The organism is Sporosarcina sp., from assembly GCF_029257255.1.
Lineage (GTDB): Bacteria > Bacillota > Bacilli > Bacillales_A > Planococcaceae > Sporosarcina.
Map to the genome: position 1 here is coordinate 24,134 of NZ_JARICI010000050.1, position 16,644 is coordinate 40,777.

The following is a 16,644-nucleotide window of genomic DNA, read 5'->3' on the forward strand; positions in this document are numbered from 1 at the left end:
CCTACTGATTAAAAAGCTGCGACAGTACATTTCCCATCGCTTCTACTCCCTGATCAATACAATCAGGAAGGCCAACGCCGTCATATGACGCACCCGCTAGCTGTACCATCGGGAATTGCGTTTGAAGTTCTTCACGCGCACGAATAATTTTCTCTTTATGTCCAACCCGATACTGCGGCCGGTCATCTTTCCAGCGTGTGATCATACAGAACTCAGGCTGTCCTTCTAATTCAAGTATCTCGCGCAAATCCTGCAAGACAATTTTCTCGATCTCACTGTCCGGCAAATCAACGATCGCCTCTTCACCGAGACGTCCGACAAACGCGCGGATCAATACTTTATCGTCCGGTGTCGTAGTCGGCCATTTCCGGTCAACGAGCGTGCACGCGGTAATCGAATAATTACTGCTGCGCGGCACGAGGAATCCGGTTCCGTCAATTTCACGTTTCATTGCCTGTTTCGGAAAACCGAGTGCAACTGTCGCGACAGAAGTCGTCGGAATCGTTCCGAGTTCCTTCAATAATCCGTACGGTTCAAATAGCTGGCTTGCCACTGAATGACTGGATGCCAGAATGACTGCGTCCGTTTCTATTTGTTGCTGATCGCTCAGCGTCAAAATTGCACGGCCGTCACGCTTGTCTATCTTTGTCACACGTGTATTTTTCAAAACTTCCACATTACCAAGCTGATCTTCAAGTGCCTCAACAACCGATTCCAGACCGTTTCGGAATGTGTGGAATGCACCCATCTTCTTAGAACTGTGACTGTTTTTTTGTGGTAGCTGTTTAGGCGTTGTTTTTTTCATGCCCAAAATCAGACTGCGATGCTGTTTCTCCACTTCATAGAACTGCGGAAATGTAGATTCAAGGCTCATTTGGTCAATGTCCCCCGCATAAACGCCTGATAACAGCGGCTCAATAAGGTTTTCTACTACTTCCGTTCCAAAACGCCGACGGAAGAAGTGTCCCAGCGACTGATCGCCCGTCACTTCAGAACGCGGCAGCACGAAGTCTCCTGCTGCACGTAATTTGCCGGTTAGACTGAACAACCCCGACGTAATAAACGGTTTGATTTCTGTCGGAATCCCCATCACTGCACCTGCAGGAATCGGATGCATTTCATCTTGCAGTAAAATATAAGCTTGCCCTGTCGCATTTCGTACGAGCTGATCTGCAATACCAAGATCGGCCGCCAGCTGATCAACACTTTTCTTACGGATCAAAAAGGAGTCAGGACCGCGCTCGATTACATAGCCGTCTCGACGGACTGTCTGAATTTTACCGCCCAGTTCAGTTGACGCTTCAATCAACGTAATATCAAGAGGGTGCCCCTGTTCTCTCGCCGCTTTCTGCATATAAAAAGCCGCTGAGAGACCTGTGATGCCACCGCCGATAATGACTGCTTTTTTTCGTTCGCTCATGTCCCTCATCACTCCGATCATGTTGCAATTAATTCGATTCGTTCAATTTATCCAGTACCGCATCCGCCATCGCGTCTACGAATAACGCATCCGTATTCGGCATCGCCGGTCTGTGATACGCTGCACCGATTTCGTCACATACTACTTTACATTCATAATCATTGTCATACAGCACCTCAAGGTGATCTGATACGAAACCAACCGGTGTGTAGACGAATGATTTATAGCCTTTGGTTTCAAACAATTCACGCGTCAGATCCTGCACATCAGGCCCGAGCCAAGGTTCGCCCGTCTGTCCTTCACTTTGCCAACCGAGCGCATACGTCTTCACGCCTGCTGCTTCTGTGATCAATTCTGCTGTTTCCTTCAGCTGATCGGCATATGGATCGCCGTTCGCCAAAATCTTTTCTGGCAAAGAGTGTGCGGATACAATCAGGCATGTAGTTTCACGCTCCGCTTCATCCATCGCACCGTATGTCTGGCGCAATTGATTCGCCCAGTACTCGATGAATTTCGGCTGCTTGTACCAGCTTTCCACTGATGTCAGACGAATATCATGCTTATCCGCTTCTTCTTTCGCGCGGCCATTGTAAGATTTCACAGAGAACGTCGAGAAATGAGGTGCCAGAACGATGGACACAGCTTCTTCAATTCCGTCATTATGCATTTTCTGAACTGCATCTTCAATAAACGGTGCAATATGCTTTAAGCCGATATAGACATGGAATTCGATATCGCTCTGCACTTCATTCAAATGGTTGCCAAGCGCATTAGCCTGATCCTCCGTAATTTTTGCCAGTGGAGAAATCCCGCCGATTGCTTCATAGCGATTGCGAAGATCTTCCAATTGTTCAGGTGCTGGCGGACGGCCTCTGCGGATGTGCGTGTAGTAAGATTCTATGTCGTCATACGAATTCGGTGTGCCGTAAGCCATTACAAGTAAGCCCATTTTCTTCTTTGTCATCTGTATCACCTCAAAAGTTTGATTTTATTTTGAACGCAATTGTGCACTATATTCATGTACGAAAGCCGTCAATCGCTTCAGTGTTGCCGGATTCACTTCAGGGAATACCCCGTGTCCTAAGTTAAAGATGTGACTCCCGTGTTCAACGCCTTGTTCCACGATGATTTTCGCACGTTCTTCAATTACTGACCAGTCTGCAAGCAGCATAGACGGATCCAAGTTTCCTTGAAGTGGCTTCGTCAGCCCACGCTCGCCAGCCTCTTTAACAGATAAACGCCAGTCCAGCCCTACCACATCAACTGGCAGATCATGCCATTCATTTGCCAGGTGACTTGCCCCTACACCAAATGTAATCAACGGAACATTTAATTTGCGAAGCTCAGAGAAAATCCGTGTCATTGTCGGCTTAATAAAAATCCGGTAATCAGAGACGTTGAGCGCTCCCACCCACGAATCAAAGATCTGTACTGCTTTTGCTCCTGCTGCTACTTGTGCCTGAATATACGTAATCGTCATATCCGCAAGCTTATCCATCAATGCGAACCAAGCTTGTGGTTCAGATACCATAAACGATTTCGTCAGGTTATAGCCCTTCGAAGGCCCGCCTTCAATCATATAGCTCGCAAGCGTAAACGGAGCGCCTGCAAAACCGATCAACGGCACGTTCAATTGCTCCTGTGTAAGAAGTTTGATCGTGTCCAACACATACGGTACTTGCTCTTCGGCAGAAAACTCTCCAAGATTTTCGATATCCTGAGCAGAGCGGATCGGGTTCGAGATGACAGGTCCCACACCTGATTTAATCTTCACATCCACACCGATTCCTACTAACGGTGTAACAATATCTTTATATAGAATGGCTGCATCGACATCATATTGATCAACCGGCAACTTCGTTACGTACGCACATAATTCAGGCTGATGTGTGATTTCCTCCAGGGAGTATTTCTCTTTAATTTTACGATATTCCGGCTGCGAACGGCCCGCCTGACGCATGAACCATACAGGAGTGTGCTCAATCTTTTCTCCTCTGGCAGCACGAAGCAATGTATCATTAAACGCTGTCATATTCACCGAACCCTCTTTCTGTTATTTTTCATTTTTCAATTAGTAAATTATTATCCGTTTATCATCATAAACTCTTGACAAGTCAATGTATAGCGAATTGCCCCTTTGTCATAATTTTGTGCTTACCGTGAGCGGTACTTCGCCATTTTTTCGACAATCATTCTTTAGTAACTAACTCACTTTATGTTTGATTTGATGTATTTAGGGGAATTAATTACTATTAGAATACATAACAGGATAGATCATCGTACGCGCGTTTCACACCACTGTTACTAGTCAAAGGAGGAAATTAGTTATGAATATTTATATGACAACGGGAACGATGGATTTTATGGAAAAAATAAGAGATAAGTACGTAGATGAATCAATCATTCTAATGAACGGAGGCGGCCACACGCTTCTATTGCATGAAACAAATGGCAAGTCTGTTTTCCAGACGCCAAGAAAATATGAAGTCGTCGGAACTGCAGGAGATCTTACACACGACGGCTACTTTGCGATGGACAATGTGGCAGTCACAGATGAAGGAAAACCAATTTTTGAGCATCAGTACAAAATGACCGGTGATAAGTTAGTAAACATGCCGGGCTTCCTGGCTTTCCGTCTTTTACGCCCGATCGGTTCTGATACTTATATTGTTCTAACGGAGTGGTCAGACAGACGCCATTACGAATTGTGGCATAACTCACCGGGCTATCAGCTTTCCAATCCGGGTGAATTCAAAGATCAAGGCGGCGCCACACTGCACATCTTCACAAGTGCTCCCTATACCGCCACTTATACTACGCCGACCGAAGAAATTTAATTGATTATAGCGAAGAGATCTGATGCGTAGACGTCAGATCTCTTTTTGCACTATCTGAATCTTTGGATTCCTTAGTTTGCTTGCCTTCTGCCCCATTGCTATAATGAAAACTATACTGAGTGGACATACCGGCAAGAGAAAGGGGAATGGTCATGAAAGAGATGCTATTCAAGAAACTAGAACAGTCCTACGATGACATGGTGGAAATTCGCCGCTATCTGCATATGAATCCAGAGGTTTCATTCGAAGAAGAAAAGACCGCTGCGTATATAGCGGATTTTTATAATAAACTGGGCGTTGAAGTGCGTACAGATGTGGGCGGCAATGGACTTGTCGCGAGAGTGAAAGGTGGCAAGCCCGGGAAGACTGTCGCGCTTCGTGCAGATTTTGACGCACTGCCAATCCAGGATCAAAAAGAGACACCATACGCTTCTCAAGTCCCTGGTGTGATGCACGCCTGCGGACATGACGGACACACTGCGACACTTTTGCAACTGGCGAAGGCTATGCATGAAATGCGCGAAGATCTTTCAGGCGAATATGTATATATTCACCAGCATGCAGAGGAACTCGCTCCGGGCGGTGCCATCGCCATGATAGAAGACGGCTGTCTTGACGGTGTCGATGTGATTTTTGGTACACATTTATGGTCGTTACTTGATTCAGGCATCATTTATTATGCTCCAGGTCCGATTATGGCTGCCCCTGACCGATTCCAAATTACGATTCAGGGAGCCGGCGGTCACGGCGCGGCCCCACATCAAACAAAAGACGCCATCGTCATCGGTGCGCAATTGGTCATGAACCTGCAGCAGATTGTTTCAAGACGTGTAGATCCAATTGAATCCGCCGTGCTGTCTGTCGGTTCCTTCGTTTCGGATAATGCCTATAACGTCATAGCGGACCAAGCGGTAATTATTGGGACTGTCCGAACATTCACACCGGAACTTCGGAATCTGATGGAAGAGGAAATTCGTCGGGTTGTACAAGGCACTGCCGTCATGAATGACTGCGAAATTACAGTGGATTATTCCCGCGGCTACCCAGCAGTCGTCAATCACGAAAAAGAGACAAAGTTCCTCAAATCAGTGGCGGACACAATTCCCGGCTTGCGCGGCGTGGAAGAAGTGCAACCACAGATGGGCGGAGAAGACTTTTCGTACTATCTAGAGAAAGTTCCCGGAACCTTCTTCTTTACTGGAGCTAAACCTGAAGATGCTTACCCTCACCACCACCCACGTTTTGATTTTGATGAATCAGCGATGATCGCTGCCGCAAAAACACTTGGTGCGGCGGCAATTGACTACCAGAAGTAAATGAATGCTGTCAGCCTTTTCAAAAGGTCGGCAGCTTTTTTAGCGAAATATAGAGAATATTTCCCTTTTAGATAATTATCTTGTTGATTTTTGATTTTTCTGTCTTATAATGAGATCATACGTATATCGGCCTATAAAAATTGGAGGGAATGCTATGGCTCATGAACAAATTTTATCTTCTTACGTCGTGACGTTTCATACTTTCGCATTACTGAACGGGAAACACCCTAATCCCTTTTTCACGCAAGTCATTGAGAGTAATCGAACATTCTTCGTCGAAAAAACTCCGCTGGAAATCATGCGTGACTCCTGCGCTCATTACCGCACCAACCTCGAAGCAATTATTGAAAGCTCCAAAAAAGATTTGAAGAAACGACATAAACCACCCATCATGTTAACTCACTCGCATAATAAACCGTTACTGTTTTTCCCATTATTATCACCATCACTGCACCAGAATACATGGGTTGCCTTTCACGCGGTCAAAGATGCTCATCCGCATAAAGACGGAGTGTCCCTCGTGCTGAAGAATAATGCAAACTTGCCATTGAAAACGTCAATGAATACAGTGTATCGCCAAGTCACATTGTCTCACGTTCTGTCTCAGCGGTTTGATAACGCACAAGAAGAATTGCGCAGTTCCTATTCGATGGTTATGGAGCCGAAACATTCCGACTCCCCAATTTCCTAAGATACTGATTCAGCAGCTCTTCGGTACGGTTTCGAAGGCGGACATTCAAGTAGCGGCGGGAATCTTCATAGCCGTCATGCAGAAATAGATATTCCGTAAATAATTCATCTGTTGATTTACGAATAACTTTCATTTTGTGCTGACGCAAGTAAATCGCGGTTTTCTGGAGTTCTGCCGTCACTGCATTCATCGTGTCGTCCACTAAGTTGAGGTATGGGCTTTTTAATTTGAAAGGCATTTGCTCTACAAGCTGCCGGTCCCTTTCAAGAATCGTCAACAGCATAGGCAGGTAAATATAGTTTTCTAAATAGGGCAGTGCTTCTGAAGGGATCAAAGGCATGCGCTTCGCCTCCTATTAGAACTAGTGTTCGTATTATGATTATAATCTTTACTTACTTGAAAAGCAAGCAAGTTACATGTGGGAATTTCTATTGGAATTACCAAAAAAAGAGGCTGTTGCGGATAGTCATCTACATGACTATCCGCAACAGCCTTCTTCTTTACTTCGCCGGTTCGTCTCCAATGAAGTGGATTGAAAATACTTTCCATTTGCCGTCTTCTTTATGGAAGACGGTTACTTGACGTCCGTCTGCAATGTTCTGCACGCCGCTGGATGTTTCAGTAAGCGTGGTTTTCAAAGTAGAAAACAATTGCGCTTCTTCTTTTGAATACTTAACAATGGTTTCATTGTCAGCTTCGCGCTGAATTTCAGTTGTTGCTAGCATCTCTTCCATTGCTTTCCGCTCTTCTTTTGCGTCATAGCCTTTTGTGGAAAGTGTAGCGAGATAGCCGTCTATGTCTTTGTTATTCAGTGTTTCGATATATTGATTGAATGCTGCAAGGATGTTGTCTCTTTCTTCATCTGGCACACCTGCGGCTTCTTCGACTTGGTCGCCTGACATGCTGAAGCCGACCTTTTTATCGTCGATACCGTGGTCAATTGCCCCGCTGCCCGGAGCTGCCTCTCCGTTTTCTACATCATTCGGATTCGTTTCTTCTGCTTTATTACACGCACCCAATACTAGCGCAAGTGCGACAGATGCCGCTGCTAATTGTTTTTTCATTGTTACCTCCTGAACGGAGAATAAGGCCTTTTTTTCGCAAAAGACCTTTCAGTTTGTGGACAAGAATTAGTGAGAAAGCAAGTAGTTAGGAGACCGTTGACCTGCGTTCCAGGCGGACGCTTTCCCGAGGGCGTGACTTGAGCCTCCTCGTCCGCTGCGCTACCTGCGGGGTCTCAAGGCGCACGCTGATCCTCCGGGAGTCGCCGCCCTGCACTTCGGTCAACTGGCATTACTTTTATACTTTGTATGAAAAGTCCTTTTCCATAGCGCATTGCGGATTCTGCAAGCAAAGAATTTTGTATAGAGTACTCACAAAATTATTATGGTCAACAATAAGTTCACGCAATAAATTCAATGAGCAGACCAAGTAACAATACTTACTATATAAGTATTGGAGCGTAAGCCGGTCGACTCCGGGAGGATCAGCCCGACAGGTGAGACGACTTTGGGGAGCTTGCGACCAAGTCAGCTCACCGCGGGCCCTCCGGAAAGCGTACCGGCTGAAGCGCAATCCCAGACTGCCATCCTATAACCACAGAACTCTCGCAAAGCCATAACCACTAAACCTGTTTATCTACAAACTGAAAGGCCTTTTTCACAAAAGACCTTTCTCGTTTTTTTATTTATTTAACTTCTACCCAGCCGTTTTTGATAGCTGTGACTACTGCTTGTGTACGGTCGTTTACGCTCATCTTCTGCAGGATGCTGGAGACGTGGTTTTTGACTGTTTTCTCTGAAATGAAGAGTGTCTCACCAATTGTCCTGTTGCTTTGTCCGTCTGTCAGCAATTGCAATACTTCACATTCACGCTTTGTCAGCAAATGAAGCGGACGGCGGATATCGTTTTGCTGGAAAGAACCTTTGTGTTCTCTCTCGCTCAAACGGCGGAACTCAGATACTAAATTATGTGTTACTTTCGGATGTAGATAAGATCCGCCGGCAGCGACCACTTTAATCGCCTGCACAATTGCGTCTGCATCCATTTCTTTCAACATATAGCCAAGTGCGCCTGTTTTCAGCGCGTGTGTCACGTACGACTCATCGTCGTGGATTGACAGCATAATAACCTTCGCATCAGGATATTCTTTCACCAAAAGCTCTGTTGCATCCACACCGTTCATGCGCGGCATATTAATATCCATCAATACAACATCCGGCTGATTCTGCTCGTACAGTCCAAGCACTTCATTTCCGTCGTCACCTTCCGCTATTACGTCGAACGACTCTTCAAAGTCTAAGATCCGTTTCACACCTTCGCGGAATAATTGGTGATCATCTACAATTAAAATTTTTGTTATTTCCATTTCCAGTTCCTCCAAGTCTATACCTTACTTATCATTTCTCATCTAATGGGATTCGGAAAAGAATTGATGTGCCTTCTCCAATACTCGAATTCACTGTCATTTCTCCCTTTAGCAAATCCACACGTTCTTGCATTCCAATCAAACCAAATGATTTTTCTTTTACTTCATTCGTATCAAAGCCGCAGCCCTTATCTTTCACGAGTATATTTACGGTTTCATGCATCCATTCGATTTTCACCCAGATTTCATCTGTTTTCGCATGCTTAATGCAGTTATTCACAGATTCTTGAATCATCCGGAAAATTCCTATTTCAAAATTGGAATCAAATCTTCTTTCAGAACCATTGCTCTGAAAATGAATGATGAGCGGATCCTCATATTCACTAATTGTGGATAGATACTTTTTCAATGTTGGGACAAGTCCTAAGTCATCCAACGCCATGGGACGCAGATCATAAATGATGCGTCGTACTTCAGATAAAGCCCCTCTGACTGATTCTTTTAATTGGGATAGTTCCTGCAGTGCATTGTCCGGACCTTGTTGAACGAATGTTTTCTCGATCAATCCTGAACGCATCAGAACATTCGCAAGCATCTGTGCCGGGCCGTCATGAATGTCACGTGAAAGCCGTTTACGTTCTTCTTCCTGTGCTTGAATAATCTGGATGGCAAAGTCCTGTTTATGACGGGCAGTTTCAAGTGCCGCACTTACATTTTTTAAATCGGATGTTAAGTAAGTAATCACAGTGGTTACTTGATTAACAAGTTGATCAGCCCTTTCAATTGTAGAGAGCAGCAGTGCAAGTCGGCGTTCAAGTTCATCACGCCGTTCGCGCATTTGCTTTTCCTCCATTTTATTGATGGAGACGCGTACAAGCAAATCATTTGCTACACTATAGGCCTGTTTCACTTCGTCTTCGCTGTAATTGATAAAGTTCTTCGACACGTTCGCTAAGCGTTTTCTAGAGTGGCGTGACATATCTTCCAAATAATCGCCTTCTGTGATGACATGTGAAATGCTGTCTTTCACTTCCGTTAATTCCTTTTGCATTTCTTCAAAACTTTTTCGGCTTTGTTCGCTGATTAGAAATATGTCATTTTTTGATTGATCCATTACATCTACCATATTTCCAAAGATCTTCTCCATCTGTTGGATGTCAATCGCCTTCTCGTTCAAAATTACTCCCTCCCGCACCTGTCTATGTAAAAATAAGCAAAGTGAGCAGCATTGCAGTTTAGCCTAAATACTTATACACTCATATACAGTATAGCACCTAGATGATGTAAAAGTATTATAAGTATATTACAAATGCAGGGGGTACGACAAATGCGAGCAAATTATAAAACCGTCAATCATTTTGGAGAAAGTGAATTCGTGATTCAAAAATCGCGTTTCCTTTCATTTGTCAAACGGGCAGAGACAGAAGAAGAAGCTTTGGAATTTATTCAGGAAATCAAGAAACAGCATCATTCCGCCACGCATAATTGCTCAGCATATATAATAGGTGAACATGACCAAATTCAAAAAGCGAATGATGACGGGGAACCTTCCGGGACCGCCGGCGTTCCAATCTTGGAGGTTCTAAAAAAGCAGCATCTTAAAGATACCGTCATCGTCGTAACACGCTATTTCGGAGGCATCAAGCTCGGCGGAGGAGGTTTAATCCGCGCTTACGGCAAGGCTGCATCCGAAGGTATTGCCGCAACAGGCGCTGTCGAAAGAAAATTGCATGTACTCATTAAAACTTCCATAGACTATACATGGCTCGGCAAAGTCGAGAATGAAGTCCGGCAGTCAGACTATCCTTTAGAAGAGATCGTCTATGAAGAGGACGTCGGTTTGTTTTTATATGTTCCTGTCGAAGAAGAAAAGCTTTTCCGGGACTGGATGATGGAGATGACAAACGGCCAGGCGGAAATGACTGTGATTCGTCACAAGTTTTTGGAATTCACTGTTTGAATACTATACGTATGTTGAAAAAACAGGTATAATAGCGGAAGGTGTTTCTTTTCGGCTGTTTTTTTGCTTAATTTGCCATTGACGGCTTTTTACGCCGTACATTTTGGAGGTATATAATGAAAAGAAAAGATTATAAAAAAAAGAAGAAGTCCTCATCAAAAACCAGACTCTTCTTAAAAATATTCCTATCGCTATTTCTTGCTGTAGTGGGAGTGGGTGCCGTGTACGCTGCGAAACTGCATAACCAAACAGTAGATGTCCTGGACCGTTCCTATGAACCACTCGCAAAAAAAAATTCACAACAAGAAATGCGAGTAGAACCTGCGAAGGATAAAGTATCTATTCTTCTTGTAGGAGTTGATGAAAGTGAAGCCCGCAAGGAAAATGAAGAAAACGGACGTTCCGACGCTCTGATTTTGGCGACACTTAATCCTAAACATAAGAGTGTAAAACTCGTGAGCATTCCCCGTGACTCGTATGTATATATTCCAAAAGTCGATCACAAAGACAAAATTACACACGCGCACGCTTACGGAGGCACCGCTGCTTCCATCGATGCAGTGGAAGAGCTTTTCGATATTCCCATTAACTATTACGTCAAGATGAACTTTAATGCGTTTATCGATGTAGTGGATGCACTGGGTGGAGTAGAAGTTGAAGTACCGTATGAACGAATCGAAAAAGATGAAAATGATAAAAACGCGATCCACTTAATGCCGGGTATGCAGCGGTTAGACGGACGCCATGCACTCGCTTTAGCACGGACACGCAAACTGGACAGCGATATCGAACGAGGCAAACGTCAGCAGATGATCCTTCAAGCGATGATCAAGGAAGCAACTTCGGTCAAATCAATCACCAAATACGGTGATGTCATCAGCGCGCTTGGCGATAATATGAAAACAGACATGACGTCGAAGCAAATGCTATCTTTCATTGAATATGTGAAAAGCGGAATGCCAGAAGTCGATACACTCAGTCTGAATGGTTATGATGACTGGTCTACGGGTGTTTATTATTACAAGCTGGATGAACAGGATTTAGAAGATACGAAACAAATCTTAAAATCTCACCTTGGCCTCATTCCAGACTCCTCTTCCCTGACGGAGCTGGATACAAACCAAGCATCCCCGCCTTCTGAGGTCGCCCATCAATAAGTTATAGTAATAGAAACGAGTGACGAACCAATTGGTTCTCGTTACTCGTTTTTTATATTATTTGACGCCTTATTCGCCGTATGAGCGCAGGCGCCGAGCCTATCCCACACTTGCAAAACTAGTATGAGCAGTTGTTGAAGTTTTATGAGCAAGCCATTTTTAAAATACACACAAAAAACTCCCAGCCGCCACATGTGCGGATGAGAGCCTTGTTGTTATTTTTATTTACCAATCATACGGACTAGATTTAACAGCGGGCGGTAGTTCGCGCCTGCCAGTCCAATTAATTCAACGAATAATTCAATGACAATCAGCATGACGAACAGGAGTAATAATGCACCCCATACGGTTGCCTGCGAGAACAATACAGCTGCTGATCCAAACAATATGGCAATCCCGTAAATCGTCAGTACAGCTTGTCTATGTGAAAAACCTGCTCGCAACAGACAGTGATGCAAATGCGATTTATCTGCAGCTGTAATCGACTGTTTCATTCGAACACGTCTGACGATTGCAAAAAACGTATCAGAAATCGGAACACCTAGCATGATGATAGGGAATACTAAAGATACTACCGTTACATTCTTAAATCCGAGAAGCGCCAGTACTGATATCATGAAGCCAAGGAATAATGACCCCGTATCACCCATAAATATTTTCGCCGGATGAAAGTTGTAAATCAAGAATCCAAGCGAACTGGCTGCTAATATAGACGCTGTGGCTGCAACGAAGAAGTTCCCCATCATCGCTGCCATCACCGTAATGGCAATAAGTGCGATGGTTGAAACACCTGCTGCTAAACCGTCAAGACCATCAATCAGGTTAATGGCATTTGTGATACCAATAATCCAAATGACTGTAATTGGAATACTCATGTAGCCGAAGTCTAGCTGTCCTAGTAATGGTAGGTTAATGAATTCGATTTGCAAGCCGCCCCAAAGGACGACAACTAACGCAGCTACCAGCTGACCTGAAGCTTTTGCTCTCGCTGTAATTTCCAGCATATCATCTAAAAAGCCAATCAGGACGATCAATAATGCACCGACTAAAAAACCGATTTCATTCACATGTTCGTCTTGCGGCAATAAAATTGCATATCCAATAATAAACGCACCGAAAATAGCCAATCCACCAATTCGAGGCATAATTCTCGCATGGACTTTTCTGTAATTGGGACGGTCAACCGCACCTATACGAAAAGCGAGTTTGATGACAAGTGGTGTAAGTATGACGGCAGCGATGAAAGCTGCAGCCATTGCGATGAATATCATGTCTTTCCTCCCCGATTAGCAATAAAGTTCATATTGCATTTCATTATAGCACGGTTGCTGCTAGATTTCACTACTAAGTGCACGTACCCTTCTCTTTCCCATGGACGCTCGCTTGTAAACTATAAATACGGCTAGGTAAGCGACGGACACATGTCCTTTTTTTGTATGTCTAATCTAGACGCTTATTAGATGAAAGAAGTTCCGTGTCGTTAAAATTCACCAGCCATCACCGCATTTGCTGAAGGTTTTTATCAAAGATAGTCTTTTGCATGGCTTTTTGATAAAATAGAAAGGAATCTCTCATTTAGAAAGAGGTTTATTAAAGGAGCGTCTAAATTATGTTGAGTATCTTTAAGCGAAAAACTGGGACGAGTGAGCGACAGCTGCGCAGGTACCGTAAAATCGTGGAGCAGATCAATTCACTTGAGCCTAAATACATTGCTATGTCGGACGATGATTTATCAGGTATGACGGATCAATTTAAAGAGCAGCTGGAAGGCGGAGCAACGATCAAAACGATCTTGCCTGATGCATTCGCCGTTGTACGCGAAGCTTCCAAGCGCGTTCTCGGTATGCGTCATTTCGATGTCCAATTAATTGGCGGAGCTGTTTTGACAGAAGGTAATATTTCTGAGATGCCGACGGGTGAAGGTAAAACACTCGTTGCTTCCCTCCCCTCTTACGTAAGAGCGTTAGAAGGAAAAGGTGTCCACGTCATCACGGTCAACGATTATTTGGCGAAACGTGACTACGAGCAGATTGGGCAGATCCATCGTTTCCTTGGACTGACTGTCGGATTGAATGTGCCGATGATGCAGGGTCCTGAAAAACAAGCGGCCTATCAATCTGATATCACATACGGTGTGGGAACAGAATTCGGTTTCGACTATCTGCGTGACAATATGGTGCAGCATCCTTCGCAGAAAGTACAGCGACCGTATCATTTTGCCATTATCGATGAAGTCGACAGTGTACTGATCGATGAAGCGAAAACACCGCTGATTGTCGCAGGTAAAATGCAGGCGGACACAGATCTGCACCTTATTGCTGCACGCTTGGCGAAACGCTTCAAAAAGGATGAAGATTTCGAGTTTGATGATGCAACAAAAGCTACTTCATTGACGGAACAAGGAATCGAAAAAGTCGAGAAAGCATTCGGCATCGATAACTTATACGATTTGGATCACCAGACGCTTTACCATTATGTCATTCAGGCCGTTCGCGCATACGTCATCTTCAAGCGCGATGTGGATTACATTGTACGTGACGGAAAAATCGAACTGGTCGATATGTTCACCGGACGTATCATGGAAGGCCGTACGCTTTCTGACGGACTGCACCAAGCGATCGAAGCAAAAGAAGGCGTCGAAATTACAGATGAAAATAAAGCGCAGGCGCAGATTACCATTCAAAACTACTTCCGTATGTATCCAAGACTGTGCGGTATGACGGGTACAGCAAAAACGCAGGATAAAGAATTCCGCGAAGTATATAATATGGAAGTTATTCAGATTCCAACTAACCGTCCGCGTGCGCGAATTGATTCTCCTGATTTCGTATATAGGACGATTGAAGAAAAATATAAAGCTGTGGCAAAAGAGGTCGCAGCACGCCACGCAACAGGCCAGCCGATTCTCGTTGGTACCACTTCGATTTTGCAGTCAGAAGCGGTTGCCAAGCATTTAAGAGAAAAAGGTTTGTCATTCCACCTGTTGAATGCGAAAAGCGTCGAGCAAGAAGTGGAGTTAATTTCACAGGCCGGACAGCACGGACATATTACGGTAGCTACGAATATGGCAGGGCGCGGTACTGATATCGTGCTTGGTGAAGGTGTTGAAGAGAACGGCGGATTGTTTGTACTTGGTACAGAAAAGCATGAAAGCCGTCGTGTAGACAACCAGTTACGCGGGCGTTCTGGACGTCAGGGCGACCACGGCGAAAGCCAATTCTATCTTTCATTGGAGGATGAAATGTACATCCGATTCTCTCCAGAAGAGCTAGAAAAGTTCCTGACGAAAGTACGCACTGATGAAACTGGAAAAGTACAGAATCCTGAAGTGCATGAATTGACGGAACGTACACAGCGAATCGTCGAAGGCGCTCACTTCTCCATGCGTGAGTACAATTTGAAGCTGGATGATGTCATCAACGACCAGCGTGAAGTTATCTATTCATTGCGTAACCGTGTGCTAGAAGGAAATGATATCTTCGAAATGCTGAAGACGATGCTTTCAGAAACGGTAGAATTCGTTGTACTCGATAGCTGCCCTGACAATGAAATTGCTGATCACTGGGATTTCGACCGCATACAACGTACGATGAACTCACTGTTGCTGACCCCTGTCGAATTGCCAGATTCATTGGATAAAACAGCTGATATTCTCAAGCAATACGATGAAAGAATGGAAGAGTTGTTTGCATTTATCGACACATTCACTGATAATGAACAGGTAAGCCAGCTACTTCCGCAAGTTATGCTGAGTTATCTGGATACCATGTGGGTCAAGCATTTGGAAGTCATGACTCGCCTCAAAGAAGGAATCGGTTTGCGTTCTTACGGACAAGAAGATCCAATGCGTATTTACCAGCGTGAAGGCCTGCAATTATTTGGCAAGCACTATCAGCGTCTGCGCCGTGACATTGCGTCCGAAATCATCGCATTCATGAAGCAATTACACACACAAGAACAGGAGGTTTCCCAATGAAACTCTTCAACCTATTTAAAAAGACAGATAAAACTGGGTTAGACAGTACAGTGGAATCCAATGAAATTCTAGAAAACGGTGGCAACACCTCTGGCAATAAAGATATTGAAACAGCTCTTTCTCTTCATCCAGAATGGACTCTGACACAGGAGCAAGAGTATGTGTTCCGTTTCCTTGCCAATGAACTGGAACCATTAAAACCAAATCAAATTTCATTGTCAGGGATCGATATAGACTATGAACCTGCCAATGACAGCTGGCTCGTCAAATCGTTCTTCCGTTCTTCACTAGATCAGGCAATTACGGTAGGATCTATTGAATTACTATTGATTGACGAAGATGGCAACACAGCAGCTTCAGCGGAGTTTGATTTAAACGAACTGGGCGAAATTCCTGCCCGCAGTGCTCGCCCATGGGTATTCGTATTTGAACCGAAAGATCAGCTTGCAGAGGAAGTTCCTGCTACAAACTGGAAGCTCGCGTTCAACGTACACTCCATGATGCCGCACCAATTGGAACTGGCTCCTTCATGGGAAGAACAGCTTCCGGCCGAACAAAAAGAAGCACTTGCTGAAGTAGTGGCAGGTCTTCCTAAATTGAAGCCGCGCGAAGTAAATATCGCAGGTTTCCAAATACAGAAGCAGGAAGATGCTAATATTGCAGCTTCTGTATTTGTCCGTAACGGTCACTCGAAGCAGATCAATATCGAAAAGCTTCCACTTGAGCTGATTGATGCAACCGGCGATCTGGTTGCAAGAGGAACATTTGAATTGAATCCTCCTCTTTCAGTAAAAGCGAACAGCACTACCCCGTGGACATTCATTTATCCAACAGAACTGATTAAAAAGGACGAGCCAGATTTCTCACGCTGGACGATCCGAGTACCGCAAGATTCTACAAACTAATAAAACGTTAGAAG

15 protein-coding genes are annotated in these 16,644 nt (G+C 44.5%); 7 read left to right on the top strand and 8 right to left on the bottom strand.

Features of this window, described 5'->3' with window-relative positions; genetic code table 11:
* Window position 1 precedes the first annotated feature (1 nt).
* From hemY to hemE, 3 genes are read right to left on the bottom strand one after another with little or no spacing between them, the layout of a single operon-like run.
* Window positions 2-1,420, bottom strand: coding sequence for a protoporphyrinogen oxidase (gene hemY, locus Q1J64_RS10440; RefSeq protein WP_301109002.1), 1,419 nt, complete (start codon window positions 1,418-1,420; stop codon window positions 2-4).
* Window positions 1,421-1,448: 28 nt separating this feature from the next.
* Window positions 1,449-2,384: a ferrochelatase gene (gene hemH, locus Q1J64_RS10445; protein ID WP_301109003.1), complete on the bottom strand. Its 936-nt coding sequence runs from the start codon at window positions 2,382-2,384 to the stop codon at window positions 1,449-1,451.
* 24 nt (window positions 2,385-2,408) lie between these two features.
* Window positions 2,409-3,452, bottom strand: a complete 1,044-nt coding sequence (gene hemE, locus Q1J64_RS10450) for a uroporphyrinogen decarboxylase (protein ID WP_301109004.1) — start codon at window positions 3,450-3,452, stop codon at window positions 2,409-2,411.
* 295 nt (window positions 3,453-3,747) lie between these two features.
* On the opposite strand from hemE, the gene Q1J64_RS10455 reads away from it, so the two are divergent.
* The 3 genes from Q1J64_RS10455 (at window position 3,748) to Q1J64_RS10465 (ending at window position 6,264) form a co-directional block, all read left to right on the top strand.
* Window positions 3,748-4,257, top strand: coding sequence for an antibiotic biosynthesis monooxygenase family protein (locus tag Q1J64_RS10455; RefSeq protein WP_301109005.1), 510 nt, complete (start codon window positions 3,748-3,750; stop codon window positions 4,255-4,257).
* Between the two features lie 152 nt (window positions 4,258-4,409).
* Window positions 4,410-5,573: a M20 family metallopeptidase gene (locus Q1J64_RS10460; RefSeq protein ID WP_301109006.1), complete on the top strand. Its 1,164-nt coding sequence runs from the start codon at window positions 4,410-4,412 to the stop codon at window positions 5,571-5,573.
* 154 nt (window positions 5,574-5,727) lie between these two features.
* Complete coding sequence (locus Q1J64_RS10465) at window positions 5,728-6,264, top strand: competence protein ComK (RefSeq protein WP_301109007.1); 537 nt, start codon at window positions 5,728-5,730, stop codon at window positions 6,262-6,264.
* Here Q1J64_RS10465 and Q1J64_RS10470 read toward each other — a convergent pair.
* From Q1J64_RS10470 to Q1J64_RS10485, 4 genes are all read right to left on the bottom strand, one after another.
* Entirely contained in the window at window positions 6,227-6,604 is a 378-nt protein-coding gene (locus Q1J64_RS10470) for a YhjD family protein (protein ID WP_301109008.1), read from the bottom strand. The two genes, Q1J64_RS10465 and Q1J64_RS10470, sit on opposite strands and share 38 nt — an antisense overlap.
* 160 nt (window positions 6,605-6,764) lie before the next feature.
* Entirely contained in the window at window positions 6,765-7,328 is a 564-nt protein-coding gene (locus Q1J64_RS10475; protein WP_301109009.1) for a nuclear transport factor 2 family protein, read from the bottom strand.
* 623 nt (window positions 7,329-7,951) lie between these two features.
* Entirely contained in the window at window positions 7,952-8,626 is a 675-nt protein-coding gene (locus Q1J64_RS10480; RefSeq protein WP_301109058.1) for a response regulator, read from the bottom strand.
* Between the two features lie 37 nt (window positions 8,627-8,663).
* On the bottom strand, window positions 8,664-9,812 hold the full coding sequence (locus Q1J64_RS10485; protein WP_483315972.1) for a sensor histidine kinase: 1,149 nt from the start codon (window positions 9,810-9,812) through the stop codon (window positions 8,664-8,666).
* A 147-nt stretch (window positions 9,813-9,959) separates the two neighbouring features.
* Here Q1J64_RS10485 and Q1J64_RS10490 point away from each other — a divergent pair, with 147 nt between their 5' ends.
* Together Q1J64_RS10490 and Q1J64_RS10495 are read left to right on the top strand one after the other, a co-directional pair.
* Window positions 9,960-10,592 (top strand): YigZ family protein, encoded by a 633-nt coding sequence (locus Q1J64_RS10490; RefSeq protein ID WP_301109011.1) that lies wholly within the window; start codon window positions 9,960-9,962, stop codon window positions 10,590-10,592.
* Window positions 10,593-10,708: 116 nt separating this feature from the next.
* Complete coding sequence (locus tag Q1J64_RS10495; RefSeq protein ID WP_301109012.1) at window positions 10,709-11,749, top strand: LCP family protein; 1,041 nt, start codon at window positions 10,709-10,711, stop codon at window positions 11,747-11,749.
* A gap of 221 nt (window positions 11,750-11,970) precedes the next feature.
* Here Q1J64_RS10495 and Q1J64_RS10500 read toward each other — a convergent pair whose 3' ends face one another.
* A complete protein-coding gene (locus Q1J64_RS10500) occupies window positions 11,971-13,020 on the bottom strand; it encodes a glycosyltransferase family 4 protein (protein WP_301109013.1) in 1,050 nt (349 codons plus the stop codon).
* A gap of 338 nt (window positions 13,021-13,358) precedes the next feature.
* Between Q1J64_RS10500 and secA2 the strand changes: the two genes are divergently transcribed.
* On the top strand, window positions 13,359-15,725 hold the full coding sequence (secA2, locus tag Q1J64_RS10505) for an accessory Sec system translocase SecA2 (RefSeq protein ID WP_301109014.1): 2,367 nt from the start codon (window positions 13,359-13,361) through the stop codon (window positions 15,723-15,725).
* Window positions 15,722-16,630 carry an accessory Sec system S-layer assembly protein gene (locus Q1J64_RS10510; RefSeq protein WP_301109015.1) on the top strand — a complete coding sequence of 303 codons (909 nt, stop codon included), beginning with the start codon at window positions 15,722-15,724 and terminating at the stop codon, window positions 16,628-16,630. Before secA2 ends, Q1J64_RS10510 begins: the two co-directional genes overlap by 4 nt.
* Window positions 16,631-16,644 lie beyond the last annotated feature (14 nt).